The organism is Psychromonas antarctica (assembly GCF_022267535.1).
Lineage (GTDB): Bacteria > Pseudomonadota > Gammaproteobacteria > Enterobacterales > Psychromonadaceae > Psychromonas > Psychromonas antarctica.
The window spans coordinates 21332-34951 of the sequence record NZ_JAHNZV010000026.1 but is presented as its reverse complement, the minus strand read 5'-3'; the positions used below and the strand labels follow the sequence as shown (position 1 = coordinate 34951).

General features: G+C 37.7%; 12 protein-coding genes and 1 pseudogene. 3 read left to right on the top strand and 10 right to left on the bottom strand.

Annotated elements, in window-relative coordinates:
* The 8 genes and pseudogenes from KSO91_RS08355 to trhP form a co-directional block, all read right to left on the bottom strand.
* Window positions 1-208: pseudogene (locus KSO91_RS08355) on the bottom strand (EAL domain-containing protein); the annotation flags it as partial.
* Between the two features lie 113 nt (window positions 209-321).
* On the bottom strand, window positions 322-1101 hold the full coding sequence (locus KSO91_RS08350) for an ATP-binding cassette domain-containing protein (RefSeq protein WP_238742498.1): 780 nt from the start codon (window positions 1099-1101) through the stop codon (window positions 322-324).
* A gap of 1 nt (window position 1102) precedes the next feature.
* Window positions 1103-2107, bottom strand: coding sequence for an oligopeptide/dipeptide ABC transporter ATP-binding protein (locus KSO91_RS08345; RefSeq protein WP_238742497.1), 1005 nt, complete (start codon window positions 2105-2107; stop codon window positions 1103-1105).
* Complete coding sequence (locus tag KSO91_RS08340) at window positions 2107-2997, bottom strand: ABC transporter permease subunit (protein WP_238742496.1); 891 nt, start codon at window positions 2995-2997, stop codon at window positions 2107-2109. Before KSO91_RS08340 ends, KSO91_RS08345 begins: the two co-directional genes overlap by 1 nt.
* Window positions 2987-3946, bottom strand: a complete 960-nt coding sequence (locus KSO91_RS08335) for an ABC transporter permease subunit (protein WP_238742495.1) — start codon at window positions 3944-3946, stop codon at window positions 2987-2989. The genes KSO91_RS08340 and KSO91_RS08335 overlap by 11 nt, the downstream gene beginning before the upstream one ends.
* A 1-nt stretch (window position 3947) precedes the next feature.
* The gene (locus KSO91_RS08330; RefSeq protein WP_238742494.1) at window positions 3948-5555 is read right to left on the bottom strand and encodes an ABC transporter substrate-binding protein; all 1608 of its coding nucleotides are present in this window, start codon (window positions 5553-5555) and stop codon (window positions 3948-3950) included.
* A gap of 414 nt (window positions 5556-5969) precedes the next feature.
* Window positions 5970-6218: a YfhL family 4Fe-4S dicluster ferredoxin gene (locus KSO91_RS08325; protein WP_238742493.1), complete on the bottom strand. Its 249-nt coding sequence runs from the start codon at window positions 6216-6218 to the stop codon at window positions 5970-5972.
* A 2-nt stretch (window positions 6219-6220) separates the two neighbouring features.
* Window positions 6221-7567 carry a prephenate-dependent tRNA uridine(34) hydroxylase TrhP gene (gene trhP / locus KSO91_RS08320; protein ID WP_238742492.1) on the bottom strand — a complete coding sequence of 449 codons (1347 nt, stop codon included), beginning with the start codon at window positions 7565-7567 and terminating at the stop codon, window positions 6221-6223.
* Window positions 7568-7901: 334 nt separating this feature from the next.
* Here trhP and proQ point away from each other — a divergent pair, with 334 nt between their 5' ends.
* Together proQ and prc are read left to right on the top strand one after the other, a co-directional pair.
* On the top strand, window positions 7902-8522 hold the full coding sequence (gene proQ, locus KSO91_RS08315) for an RNA chaperone ProQ (protein WP_238742491.1): 621 nt from the start codon (window positions 7902-7904) through the stop codon (window positions 8520-8522).
* 12 nt (window positions 8523-8534) lie between these two features.
* A complete protein-coding gene (prc, locus tag KSO91_RS08310) occupies window positions 8535-10529 on the top strand; it encodes a carboxy terminal-processing peptidase (protein ID WP_238742490.1) in 1995 nt (664 codons plus the stop codon).
* Between the two features lie 310 nt (window positions 10530-10839).
* On the opposite strand, the gene KSO91_RS08305 is transcribed toward prc, so the two are convergent.
* Together KSO91_RS08305 and KSO91_RS08300 are read right to left on the bottom strand one after the other, a co-directional pair.
* Entirely contained in the window at window positions 10840-11580 is a 741-nt protein-coding gene (locus KSO91_RS08305; RefSeq protein WP_238742489.1) for a UDP-2,3-diacylglucosamine diphosphatase, read from the bottom strand.
* A 1-nt stretch (window position 11581) separates the two neighbouring features.
* Window positions 11582-12076, bottom strand: coding sequence for a peptidylprolyl isomerase (locus tag KSO91_RS08300; protein WP_238742500.1), 495 nt, complete (start codon window positions 12074-12076; stop codon window positions 11582-11584).
* A 127-nt stretch (window positions 12077-12203) separates the two neighbouring features.
* On the opposite strand from KSO91_RS08300, the gene cysS reads away from it, so the two are divergent.
* Entirely contained in the window at window positions 12204-13586 is a 1383-nt protein-coding gene (cysS, locus tag KSO91_RS08295; RefSeq protein ID WP_238742488.1) for a cysteine--tRNA ligase, read from the top strand.
* The last annotated feature ends 34 nt before the right edge of the window (window positions 13587-13620 follow it).

Below are 13620 nucleotides of genomic sequence, written 5' to 3'. Positions count from 1 at the left end.
AATTAAATAAATTCGATTCGACAAGATTATTTAGCTGAGTAGTGTCTGTTATCACCGCCATCTCGCGTAACTTTAGTTGCTGCGAGAGCGATTCTTGTTGTTGCAATAAAAGTATATTGAAAATGAATTTGATTGCAACAGTGAGTAAAATTGCAAATAACAATACAATAATGTTGCTTACCCAAAATTTCTTGTTGAAATTGCCCATCAATACTCACCCCATTGTTTCAATCAAATAAAAATACAAACTACATCAACAAGCATCTGTTTTAATGCTCTTATTGTCAATATTAGTGGCAAAATAATCGACTTACGTTAACACTATTTCCTATAATCAGGCTGATGGCTTAGTAAAAGATGCTTCGTGTAGTCTGTTTGTGGCGTGTTAAATATTTCTGCAGTGTTGTTATTTTCAACTATAAGTCCATTGTTCATGACAATAACTTGATCGCTCATATGACGTACGAGGTTCATATTATGTCCAACAAAGATATAACTTGTGCCTTTATTCTCTTGAATATTTAATAATAGGTTAACTATTTTAAAACGTAATGATATATCTAATGTTGCTAATATTTCATCTGCAATGATGATATCAGGGTTTAAGATCATTGCACGCGCTAATGCAACTTGATGCTGTTGTACCGTTGATAGCATGTTTGGATAAAAATCGAGGTAATCAGTTAATAAGCCCACTAAAGCCAAGGTTTCTTGGATCTGTTCCTTTATTTGTTGTTTGTTGAAATCGGTATTAAGTTCAAGCGGTGCTGTTAATATTCTGCCTATTGTTACTTTAGGATTAAGTGAACTGCTTGGATCTTGAAATACCATGCGAATAGCACGACACCTTTCTTGTTGAGATAAGCTGCAGAGAGGCTGTCCTTTGATAGAGATATCTCCTGAGCTAGGAGAAATTAGTCCTGCAATAATTTGCACTAAAGTGCTTTTCCCTGAACCACTTTCGCCGATAATAGATAAAGTCTGACCCGCGCCTAAAGTAAAGCTTATAGGCCCAAGCGGCGCCCTAAAGCCCGAAGACAGAAATCGGGCACTGCGTTTATAGTTCTTACATAAATTACTTACGTTGAGGAGTGTCTGCATATTAGTTTTTATCTGTGCTAGGAAAGTGACAACTTATCATGTGACCTTTTAAATTTAAAGGTTCTGGATTTATTACGCAGGTTCTCTGGGCGCGAGGGCACCTAGGCCCTAAACGGCAGCCAATGGGTAATTGATTCGCTGAGGGAATATTGCCAGGCAGTGTATATAATTGGCTTTTATGGCTAATATTCTCATCAAAGTCCAAGATTGTTTTTATCATTGCTTCCGTGTAAGGGTGCATTGGGCTATTGATGATTTGTTTGTAACTGCCTGATTCTACGGTTTGACCACAATAAATCAAGGTAATATAGTCCGATAAATCACGGATACTACCAAAATTGTTACTCAATAATAAAATCGTCGTATTATTTAATTGATTCAACTTATAGAGTAAGCGAAATATTTGCTCTTGGGTAACGGGTTCCATGGCTGTGGTTGGCTCATCAGCAATAATCAAGCTGGGATTATTTGCAATGGCCATTGCTATCATTACTTTTTGGCAAATACCCTCAGAAAGTTCATAGGGATAACTTGCGAGTACGATACGATCATTTTGAATACCAACTTTATGCAATAATTCTTTTATCCTTAGACGGGGCGATGGCTCTGGACTACGTTTTATGATGTTCAAAAGTCGCCTTTTGATAGAGATAGTTGGTAATACCTCTCTGATTTGCGGTAGTATTTTTTTACTTGGATCTAAGTAGGATCTTGGATGCTGAAATATCATGGCAATTTCTTTGCGCATAATTCTGCGGCGGTTTTTAGATGAAAGTTTGGTTAAGTCAGTCGTCCCTAAAAACATGCGATCAGCGGTAACCGTCCAGCTCGCATTATGTAAGCCTAAAATTGCTTTTGCGATAAGACTCTTTCCAGATCCGGACTCTCCAACCAAACCGTGAATGGAGCCATCAACAATAGTCAAAGATACTTTGTCGATAACACGCACTTTGCCTTGTGCAGTGGCAATATCGATACTTAAATTACGAATATCCAGTAACGACATTATTCATCTTCTCCTTCAATGACTGCGTGGCGTAAGCCCTCTGTAAAAACATTAAAAACTAAAACGATAATAAAAATTGCAATCCCAGGAAATAAAACCAGCCATGGAGATGAAAAAATTAGCCCTATGCTGCTGGCAATTAACGCACCCAACTCAACATCCCAAAATTGCGTACCAAATCCTAAGAATCCGAGTGTTGAAATCTCTAATATTGCAAGGCTAAAAATACGATTGAGTAAAGAGACCATTGACTCTAAAATATTGGGGAATATACCAAAACGTAATAGACGGATATTAGCTGCTCCGTCAAGACGTAAAGCAATGATATATTGCTTGTTTAACTCATTTTCAATATTAATATAAATAGCTCTTATAAATTGTGGTAATAGTGAAAGAGAAACAGCGATTAAGCAATTTTCATAACTGGGCCCGAATATCGCAATTAGAATAAGCGCAGAGAGTAATGTTGGGATAATTAAAAGTGCATCAAGAAAGTGATGTAATATGCTCGCTTTTAAGCCTTTAGTTAACGCGGCGGTTGCGCCAATTATGGTGCCTAATATGGATACTATAAGGGTTAGTAATAGTGCGCCGCCAAGGGTTAATTGTATGCCTTGTATTAAGCGCGTTAAGGTATCTCGGCCGAGATCATCTGTGCCCAGAAAATGATCTGATACACCGCCATCAATCCAGTAGGGGGGAAGCAGTAGTTGCTTAACCTGAGTTGTGGGCGTATTTGGTAGAATATAACCCGCAAATATAACGATCATGACAAGTATAATGGCAACCCACATAGCCGCGATCGCAATATTATTTCTTTTAAATATTGACCATGTATATTGTAGGGGAGATTGAATTTTATCTTCATTGAATTCGTAATTAATCAACATATAAAGATTTCCGCTTAAGTGGCGATATAATCATCAAAAATATATCTATAAAAATACTGAATAATAAAATAAACCCTGAAATAATCAATACCGCAGCAGGCAATGCGAGATAATCTTCTTCTTTAATGCTATTCAATAACCAAACACCAGCTCCGGGTAACGAGAAGACTATTTCTATCACCATGGCGAAGGAAATAATAGTACTGAGTTGTAGTCTCAATTGATGAATAATAGAGGGTAATGCATTTTTTAGAACATGATGAAGGACAAGTCTAGTTTTGCTCAATCCGTTGGCATATGCCGCTTTTATATAATTGCTTTTCATAACCGTCGTAATAGAGCGGCGCGTTAAACGAATAATCTCTGCAATCAAGAAAAATGACAAAACAATGGAGGGTAAAAACAGATGTGCTAAGCGATCATAAAATGCATTTAATTGATACAAATCCTCTGCTAATAGTGTATCAATCAGCATAAATCCCGACACAACTGGGACTTCAAAAATCGGGCTAATACCGCCATCAATCGGCAGTGTAATGCCGGTTAATCTGGGTAACATTGTGGTTATCACTGCCAACCAGAATATGGGGATTGCTAGACCAATTAAGGCGATGGTCATTATGCAATAGTCAAGAAAATGATTAGGATAAAAGCCGGCAAAAATACCCAAAGGGATTGCAATTAGAGCTGCAGTAATAAATGATATTATACAAAGTTCAAGGGTTGACGCGAACGCCGTCAACCCTTGCTGTAGTATCAGTCGGTTATCAATTGAGGAGCCCCAATCACCTTGTAAAATAGCAGATATATATTTCACATAGTCAATAATGTAATTCGTATCTGTTAGTGATTGCCCATTTGACCATTGTGCAAGCAGGAATGCGATAATCGTAAGGATAAATGCATTAATGAGTAATAAGTTAAGGCGTCGGGAAATATAATTCAGCATACTAATTTACTTCTGTTTTTCTTATATATTGAAAATCTATACCCGTTAATGGATCAACGCGTAAGCCTGATATATTTTGGTTAGAGGCATCGACCCTAAGTACATGAGCAATCGGATAGTAGGGCCGATCTTGTTGGGTGATTTCTTGTAATTTGTAATAGCTCATAATACGTTTAATAAAATTAGATTCTAACAAAGCGGAATCTAATAAAGTTTGTACTCGTTTACTGCACCATTGGCTTGAGTTACCTTCAGCGACTGTTGCATCGCAACTGAGTAAGGGTCTAAATAAGCTATCTGGATCATTCATTGGCATATTTATGCCAGTTAAATATGTATCGTAATGACCTGATGCTAGTCGTTTTTCAAGTGCGGCAGGAAGCAAAGAAATAATCTCACTCTTTATTCCAATATCAAATAAATTTATTTGAATTAATTCTGCTGTTTTGTGAAAATTAGGATTGAACACTGAATTTTCGATAGATGTCAGGATGGTAATGGTCTTGTTGAAATCAAAATTATTGTTTTTAAGCATCTCCAAGGCTAATTGTGGATTATATTGTAGCGTAATCCTCTTTGGATTATATGCCCATGATTGTTCTGCTAATAATGAACTTGTTGCGTTACCACTTTGAAAAAATATGGCTTCGATGATTGTTTTTTGGTCAATAGCATAACTGAAAGCTTGGCGAATGTTTTTATTATTAAACTGTGCAGCGACCGTATTGAATGACCACAATGCAAGATTATCTGTCGCCGTACGGTGAAGTTTTATTTTTGGATTGGCAGCCATTTTATCAAGCTGGCTTGGTTCAGGGTAGGTAATGATATCGCATTCACCTGATAATAATTTTGAGTGACGTTTCGTCTTATTGGTAGTCACCTCAAAAATAAGGTTTTTGATCGAAGGTCGCACTCCCCAATACTGAGGATGCGCATTATAGCGAATAATACCCGTTCTTTTGTTTGCATTCTTAAACTGGTAGGGGCCAGTGCCTATTGGATAATAATCTATCTTCTCTGGATGACCAATTGATAGCAATTTTTCTCCGTACTGTTTAGAAATAATAACCCCATAGTGGGCGGCTAAATTAGCTAACAATGTAACATCAGGCTCATTTAGGATGAATTTCACCGTGTAGTCATCAATTTTGATGACATCGGCCACTAAGTTTGTAAACGGATGGTTATAAAAATAGCTATCTCCTGCTCGGTTTATTGAATTATAAGGGGTATTTATTTCCAACATACGCTGAAAACTGAAAATAACATCATCAGCATTAAAAAAACGAGTTGGAGTAAAATAATCTGTGTGCTGAAAATTAACATTTTTGCGCAGGAAAAAAGTAAAACTTAATTTGTCATCACTTTGCTGCCAATGCGTTGCTAAGTCAGGTATAAAACTTTCACCAGAAGCATCAAATTTTACTAAGCGATTGTATAATTGATGCGTTGTCGCATCTAAGGTTGATATATCGTGACTGATTTGCGAGTTAAACGACTGTGGGTAAGCTTCTGAGCAGTAGATTAGGGTGTCTGTAATCACCGATTCGTTTTTGTAACAACCATATAATAGTAGTGTCATAGCAATAGTAAATAAAAAGCGCATAGTTAAATTAATATCCCTGCTTAAGATAAATGTTAGTGGCCCTATGGCTTAATATAATAAGACAGATCATCTTTAAATTCCTAAACTCATAAGTCAAAATTTAACCTCCGCTGCATTTATTATTCGCTGTTTAATAGTAACGCTGTTAGGACAAAAAATATTAGCAACAACTTGGCCGTATAAAATACCCTATATTTGATAATAGCATGCACCTAGCGTCATTTAGCAAAATCAAATATATTTGGATATTTTACAAGGTAATTGCAAACAGCGAAGCAATACACAAGGCATCAACGGCTAATTCTACATTGATTGCTGCTGGTTAAAATGAATGTTTAACTAATCACCAATAACATTTGTATTGTTGTGATTTATTTTGCAATTAGTCGCATCTTTTCCTCGCCATTCAATTAATCAGCCGCCATGAATTTCAACAAACTTATCTAATAGCTGTTCTTCACTTTCAATATGGTCGGGATCAATAATAATGCAGTTGATTGGGCAGACCACCATACAGGTCGGTTTTTCATAAAAACCAACACATTCGGTACATAAATTAGGATCAATTTCATAAATTTCTGCACCGAACGTGATTGCTTCATTTGGACATTCTGGATCGCACATATCGCAATTGATGCAGTTGTCTTTTATTAATAACGCCATCTTTATTTACTGTGGGGGTTGCGTGTATTTGCACCCACATTTAGATTGCGCATCAGTAATGCATGGCTGAGATCTATCTCTTTAGGAACCGGCATGTAGAGAATGTGGCCAGATCCAGGTGCGACATCGACAAGCTCTCCTTTGCGAGTTTGTAACTGTTCTAGTGTGAAATTAATATTGCCTTTCGGTGTCATTAATTCGAGTTTATCACCAACCAAAAATTTATTTTTAACGGTGACTTCAGCAAGCCCATTTTCATTTCGGCCCGTCATTTCACCGACAAATTGTTGCGTGTCACTAATAGAGTAGCCGTAATCGTAGTTTTGATACTCATCGTGTGTATGACGACTTAAAAAACCTTCGGTATAACCTCGGTGAGCAAGATTTTCGAGCGTTCCCATTAGCTTAGGATCAAAAGGACGCCCAGCAATAGCATCATCCATCGCTTTACGGTAAACCTGTGCAGTACGCGCGCAATAGTAGAAACTTTTGGTACGGCCCTCAATTTTTAATGATTGCACACCTATTTTTAATAATCGTTCGACATGCTGGATAGCACGCAAATCTTTTGAATTCATAATATAAGTGCCGTGCTCATCTTCAAATGCAGGCATATATTCATTAGGGCGGCCCTGCTCTTGCAATAAGAAAAGTTGATCGCTTGGTTTGCCCTCTCCCAATGTTGGTGCCGGGCGTTGAATTGCAACAATATCACCGCTTTCATTTTCTTTTGCTTCATGTGCATCATACTTCCAACGACATGAGTTAGTGCAAGTTCCTTGGTTCGGATCGCGTTTATTGATATAACCGGACAATAAACAACGACCGGAATAGGCCATGCATAGCGCGCCATGCACAAAAACCTCAATTTCGATATCTGGGCAGTGCTGGCGAATATCTTCAATTTCATCAAGGGATAGCTCTCGTGATAAGATTACACGCTCTATTCCCTGTTTTTCCCAAAACTTAACTGTTGCCCAGTTGACCGCATTAGCTTGGACACTCAAGTGCACTGGCATTTCCGGAAACGCTTCACGCACCATCATAATTAAGCCTGGATCGGACATTATGATTGCGTCAGGTTTTAAATCAACAACCGGCTTCATATCGCGAAGAAAAGTTTTTAATTTAGAATTATGAGGTTGAATATTACACACTACATAGAGCTTTTTCCCTTGAGCATGGGCTTCATCAATACCTATTTTTAATTTTTCAATATTGAATTCATTATTACGCACACGCAGTGAATAACGAGGTTGGCCGGCATAGACCGCATCTGCACCATAGGCAAAGGCATAACGCATATTTTTAAGTGTGCCAGCAGGCGATAGTAGTTCTGGAGTCATCATTTTCTCTTCTGATATCAAGTCAGGGCAATCCTAATAGAAAACATTCATTGAAATGCTTTATATAGGCATTTTAAAATGCTTTACTGTAACCGTATTGCAGGACGGCGGATTTTACTCGTTTTTATAAGAAAGGGATAGTACTGCCTAAATCTGTTGGCTAATTTTTTAATAAAAAGGTGTTTCGCTGCGAGATAAGGTGCAAAAAGAGAGAGGCAGATAAATTAAGTTTCACATTTGATCACTGCACCTTTATAATACGACAATATTTTGAATTTCAAATGATTTAACAGATCATTTTATCGTCTGAACACAGGCACTAATAATTAGGTTTTACATGGAAATCACTGAAAAATTTACAAACAACAAACAAATCATCGCTTTTTTAACTGAGCAGTTTCCTTTATGTTTTACAGCCGGCAAAGATCAGGCGAAGCCATTGAAAATTGGTATATTTCAAGAGTTGGCTGTACGTTTAGAAAATGAGGAGCGTGTTAGTAAAACGCAACTTAGAGGGGCGTTGCGCCAATATACCTTAAGTTGGCGTTATCTGCATTGCATTAAAGAGACAATCAAACGTGTTGATCTTGATGGGATAGAAGGTGATGAGGTTTCAGCAGAGCATGCTGCTCATGCATTGAAAACGTTAAATGAAAGTAAAGAAAAAGCATTTGCAAATAAGAAAAAAATTGCCCCAGAAACCGCTCCGAAGCGGACACCTAAAAAAGTAAATGTGCCAACACGAGCAGCTAAAGCCATTGTTGAGAAAGTTGAAATACTGGTTACTCATAAAGAAGCCGTTCATTCTGAACTTAAGCTTAGCCAAGCTGTCAAAGTTGTCTTAGGGAAAGTGCCGGTTTCAGGTGTCGTCGTCGATATCATGAAAGATGACGTTCAGGTACAACTTGACTCTGGCATGACAGTGAAAGTTAAAGCTAAACATCTACTTATTGTATAAAAAGGTCTATTAATGAATAAATTTTTTCGTCATGCTTTAATTGTTGCCGCTGCGTCATATATTGGTATTACTTTTGCTGTCGCAGCTAGTTTCGACATAAAAGATATTCCACAATTAGAAGCCCAAACCCAGCACAGCAAAGTGGCGAAAAGAGTGAGCGATCTATTTAGTCGCTCACATTATAAATTTGTTCCTTTGAATGATGCTCTTTCAGAAAAAGTGTTCGAGCGTTATATTGACCAGCTCGATTATAACAAACAGATTTTCATGCAAAGTGATATTGATGTGTTAAAAAAATATCAGTTTTCTTTTGATGATAGCCTTAAATCGGGCCAATTAGATGCTATATACCTTATATACCAGCTTAATTTAACACGTCGCTATGAACGTTACCGTTATGCACTGTCTCTTTTGGAGACGGAAATGAAATTTACTGGAAAAGATGAATATCAGTTTGATCGCAGTGATGCTAATTGGGCTGCTGATTTAAGTGAACTTAATAAAATTTGGCAGGAAAAAGTTAAATCTGATGCCTTGGTACTTAAATTAGACAATAAAAAATGGCCTGAAATTAAAACTCAACTAAGTAAAAGATACAATAGTGCTATCAAACAGTTAGTGCAAACTGAAAGTGAAGATGTATTTCAGAGTTTTATGAATGCCTACTCACATACCATTGAGCCTCACACTAGTTATCTATCGGCAAGAAATGCTGAGCGTTTTAAAATGGAGATGAATCTATCGCTAGAAGGGATCGGCGCTGTTTTACAACTTGAGGATGATTATACTATTGTTAGAAGTCTCGTCCCTGGTGGGCCTGCCGAGCGATCTAAACAGATTTTTAAAGATGATAAAATTATTGGTGTAGGACAAGAGGGCGAAAAAGTCGTTGATGTTGTGGGTTGGCGTTTAGATGATATTGTAGATTTAATCAAAGGGCCTAAGGGCACGAAGGTTAAATTACAAATATTATCGGGTAAAGTAGCGGCTAAAAACCACGTTATTGAAATTGTTAGAGAAGAAATTCGTCTCGAAGATAGAGAAGCAAAATCTTCTATTGAAACAGTCGAAGGTAAGAAAATAGGGGTGATTACTATCCCTAGTTTCTATATGAAATTAAGCGAAGATGTCGACAAAGAGCTGACAATATTAAAGAAAGAAAAAGTTGAGGGAATCATCGTTGATCTGCGTAATAATGGTGGTGGGGCGCTTAGTGAAGCGACATTACTAACTGGATTATTTATTCCATCTGGACCCGTTGTCCAGGTACGCGATAGCCGTAACCATATTTTGGTACATGAAGATGACGATAAAGCAGTGAGTTATAATGGTCCTTTATCTATTCTAATTAACCGTAATAGCGCCTCGGCATCTGAAATTTTTGCGGCTGCCCTGCAAGATTATGGGCGGGCAATTATCATTGGTGAGCAGAGCTATGGCAAGGGCACCGTTCAACAGCATCGCCGTATTGCACGATTTTACGATAAAGATGAAGAGAACATAGGTTCAGTTCAATACACTATTGCGAAATTTTATAGAATTAATGGGGGAAGCACGCAACATAAAGGTGTTCAACCTGATATCGTTTTTCCGAGTCCAATTGATCACCAAGATACCGGTGAGAGTTTAGAAAAAAATTCATTACCGTGGGATAATATAAAATCTGCGGATTACCGACCTGTCAATGATCTCCGTGGGGATATCAGTCAGCTAGTCCTAAAACATAAAGAACGGATCAAAAACGAAATAGAGTACACTTATCTGGCAAATGATATTGAAGCGTATCGTAAGGAAAAAGATGTAACGGTAATTTCTCTTAATGAAAATGAGCGCATAAAATTACGTGAAAAGAATGACCGACAAGCACTTCAACGCGGTAATGAGCGTTTACAACGCGCTAGTTTAGAAAAAGTAAAATCGTTAGATGATTTTCCAGATGATTTTGAACCTGTCGATGCCTTTCTCATTGAAGCGGGTGAAATAACCCACGATCTTGCGCAATTATAAGTTGTTACTGCACCTTCCCATAAATGCTAAGCCGACTCATCTGTCGGCTTTTTTGAGCCTAAAATAAAATAAGTTATTTTCTGTAAGCGACTGTGGCTAAAGATTTTATTAATATACCTAAATATGTAATCGCAAATTTACTTATTAACTATGCTTGCTAAAACGAGAGCTAGTTTGGTTATTCATTTTCCAATTAGAACAACGAGTACTGTAATTATTTTTTTTGTCATGCGTTTTTTTAACGCCTAAATAGTTCATTTAGTTAGAAAAATCACTATAAAGACATTTCTAAAAGAGGATTGTGAAGGCGCTAGTTTGTATAATAGCTGATGGGGCGAATAATTAACTCAATTTGATCTGTTTGTGCTTCAACAAAGCTGACATTATTGAACCAATCTCCGACATCAAAACGCAGCGCAGGCTTGTTCAATATTTTAAATAGGTGTTTTGCCGCTTGATGAGTATGGCCGTGGATCAATGTGTGAGCGCGATGCTTATCCATTAAACGTAATACTTCACTTTCTGTTACACCCATTACCTCTTTATTTTTGTATACTTTTTTAGATTGGCTGGCGCTGCGGATTTTCCAACCAATTTTTTTACGTATAGATAGCGGCATTAAATTAAAGATAGATTGTAAAAGAGGATTATGAATTATGACACGCATTTTCTGGTAATTCTTATCTGCCAAGCAGAGTGTATCACCGTGCATAATTAATACATTTTCTCCGTAGAGATCTATTTCACTGTGTTCATTTAACAATTGTAAAGCAGCTTCTTTCGCGTATTTTTTACCAATCATAAAATCACGGTTACCGTGAATATAGTAGATATTGATTTGATTGATTTTTGCATAAGCCGAAAGACGCTTAGCCACTTCATCCATTAGCTGTGTGTGCTCATCATCACCAATCCACACCTCAAATAAATCACCCAAAATATATAAGGCATCAACATCACCGCTCTCTTTTTCTAAAAAGGAGAAGAAAGCCGTGGTTATTTTAGGGTGTGCTTCACTAAGGTGTAAATCGGCAATAAAGAGAGTACGCATATTACTCGACTGTAACGCTGTTTATAATCACATCTTCAAGAGGTACATCCTGATGTACAAAGCCAGAGTTCCCAGTCGCTACATTTCTGATTTTATCAACAACATCAGTACCCTCTACAACTTTAGCAAACACACAATACCCCCAACCATCAGTTGTTTCTGATTTAAAGTCTAAGAATTTATTATCACCAACATTAATGAAAAATTGTGCAGATGCCGAATGAGGTTCCATGGTGCGGGCCATTGCAACTGAATATTTAGTATTGGATAAGCCATTATTCGCTTCATTTTTTATTGGTTTAAGCGTTTCTTTTTCTTCCATACCAGAAGCAAATCCACCCCCTTGAACCATAAAACCATCAATGACACGGTGAAAGATGGTCTTGTCATAATGGCCTGATTGTGCATATGCGATAAAGTTAGCAACCGTATTGGGTGCTTTCTCTTGGTTTAGATCAAGTTTAATATCGCCGAAATTTGTATGTAAAGTAACCATCATAATATCCTGCCTATATAAAAATACACTATTATACAGGAACATTTTAAATGGTTAAATACAAAGGATGAATTTGTCTTATTTGCAGGTTAGAATAACGTTTTGACCATTAACAACTGGAAGCCGCATGCTAAAAATATACAACACACTGACACGGAAAAAAGAACAATTTAAACCGCTCGTCCCTGGTAAGGTCGGCATGTATGTGTGCGGCGTAACTATTTATGATTATTGCCATATTGGTCACGCTCGAACCTTTGTGGCTTTTGATACTATTGCGCGTTATCTACGGTTCAGCGGTTACGAGTTAAACTTTATTCGTAATATTACTGATGTGGATGACAAAATAATTAAACGTGCTAATGAAAATAACGAGTCTTGTGCACAGTTAACCGAACGCTTTACTGACGCGATGCATAAGGATTTTGATGCATTAAATATGCTACGTCCTAATTTAGAGCCTCGGGTTACGGATCATATGCCTGAAGTTATCGCTATGGTTGAAAAATTAATTAATAAACAGCATGCTTATATTGCAGACAATGGCGATGTGCTTTTCTCGGTTGAAAGTTTTCCTGAGTACGGGCAACTCAGCGGACAAGATCTCGACATGTTACAAGCTGGCTCGCGTGTCGATGTCGAAGATAGTAAGCATAACCCACTTGACTTTGTCTTATGGAAAATGTCTAAAGAGAATGAACCTTACTGGGCGTCACCATGGGGCAATGGTCGTCCTGGGTGGCATATCGAATGTTCAGCTATGAATAATAAGCATCTCGGTGAAGTTTTTGATATTCATGGCGGTGGCTCAGATCTTTCATTTCCGCACCATGAAAATGAAATAGCACAATCTTGCTGCGCGCATCATGGCGAATATGTTCATACTTGGATGCATTCAGGTATGGTACAGATTGATAAAGTAAAAATGTCGAAATCTTTGAATAACTTTTTTACTATCAAAGATGTACTCGATGTTTATGATAGTGAATCCGTGCGCTATTTTCTGATTTCTGGGCACTACCGTAGCCAGCTGAATTACTCTGAAGATAATCTAAAGCAGGCACGCGCTAGTCTTGAACGTTTGTACACTGCTATCCGCGATCTTGATCTAACCGCCGCTCATGTGGATGAAAGTGATCCCTACTATAAGCAATTTTCTAAAGCAATGGATGATGATTTTAATACACCAGAAGCCTTAGCGGTGCTTTTTGATCTAGCTAAAGAGGTCAATCGATTAAAGGTAACTGATAAGCCGCAAGCTGTCCACTGTGCCTATTTATTAGTTAACCTAGGCAATGTGTTGGGTTTGTTAAGCCAATCCGCAGAACAGTTTTTGCAGGGCAATGAGAGCGAAGATGAAGTGCGCATGATAGAAACCCTTATTAAGCAGCGAAATGACGCACGCGCGAATAAAGATTGGTCTAGCGCTGATGATGCGCGTGATAAACTTGCCGCTTTGAAAATTGTATTGGAAGATGGACCAGACGGCACTACTTGGCGCAAACAGTAATAGAGCTAATTTCAACTAATACTGCGGCAGAGCC

Bases quoted from the DNA above. Each gene is read 5' to 3' on its own strand.
- KSO91_RS08350 (WP_238742498.1), bottom strand. From the start codon at position 1,101: ATGCAGACACTCCTCAACGTAAGTAATTTATGTAAGAACTATAAACGC.
- KSO91_RS08345 (WP_238742497.1), bottom strand. From the start codon at position 2,107: ATGTCGTTACTGGATATTCGTAATTTAAGTATCGATATTGCCACTGCA.
- KSO91_RS08340 (WP_238742496.1), bottom strand. From the start codon at position 2,997: ATGTTGATTAATTACGAATTCAATGAAGATAAAATTCAATCTCCCCTA.
- KSO91_RS08335 (WP_238742495.1), bottom strand. From the start codon at position 3,946: ATGCTGAATTATATTTCCCGACGCCTTAACTTATTACTCATTAATGCA.
- KSO91_RS08330 (WP_238742494.1), bottom strand. From the start codon at position 5,555: ATGCGCTTTTTATTTACTATTGCTATGACACTACTATTATATGGTTGT.
- KSO91_RS08325 (WP_238742493.1), bottom strand. From the start codon at position 6,218: ATGGCGTTATTAATAAAAGACAACTGCATCAATTGCGATATGTGCGAT.
- trhP (WP_238742492.1), bottom strand. From the start codon at position 7,567: ATGATGACTCCAGAACTACTATCGCCTGCTGGCACACTTAAAAATATG.
- proQ (WP_238742491.1), top strand. From the start codon at position 7,902: ATGGAAATCACTGAAAAATTTACAAACAACAAACAAATCATCGCTTTT.
- prc (WP_238742490.1), top strand. From the start codon at position 8,535: ATGAATAAATTTTTTCGTCATGCTTTAATTGTTGCCGCTGCGTCATAT.
- KSO91_RS08305 (WP_238742489.1), bottom strand. From the start codon at position 11,580: ATGCGTACTCTCTTTATTGCCGATTTACACCTTAGTGAAGCACACCCT.
- KSO91_RS08300 (WP_238742500.1), bottom strand. From the start codon at position 12,076: ATGGTTACTTTACATACAAATTTCGGCGATATTAAACTTGATCTAAAC.
- cysS (WP_238742488.1), top strand. From the start codon at position 12,204: ATGCTAAAAATATACAACACACTGACACGGAAAAAAGAACAATTTAAA.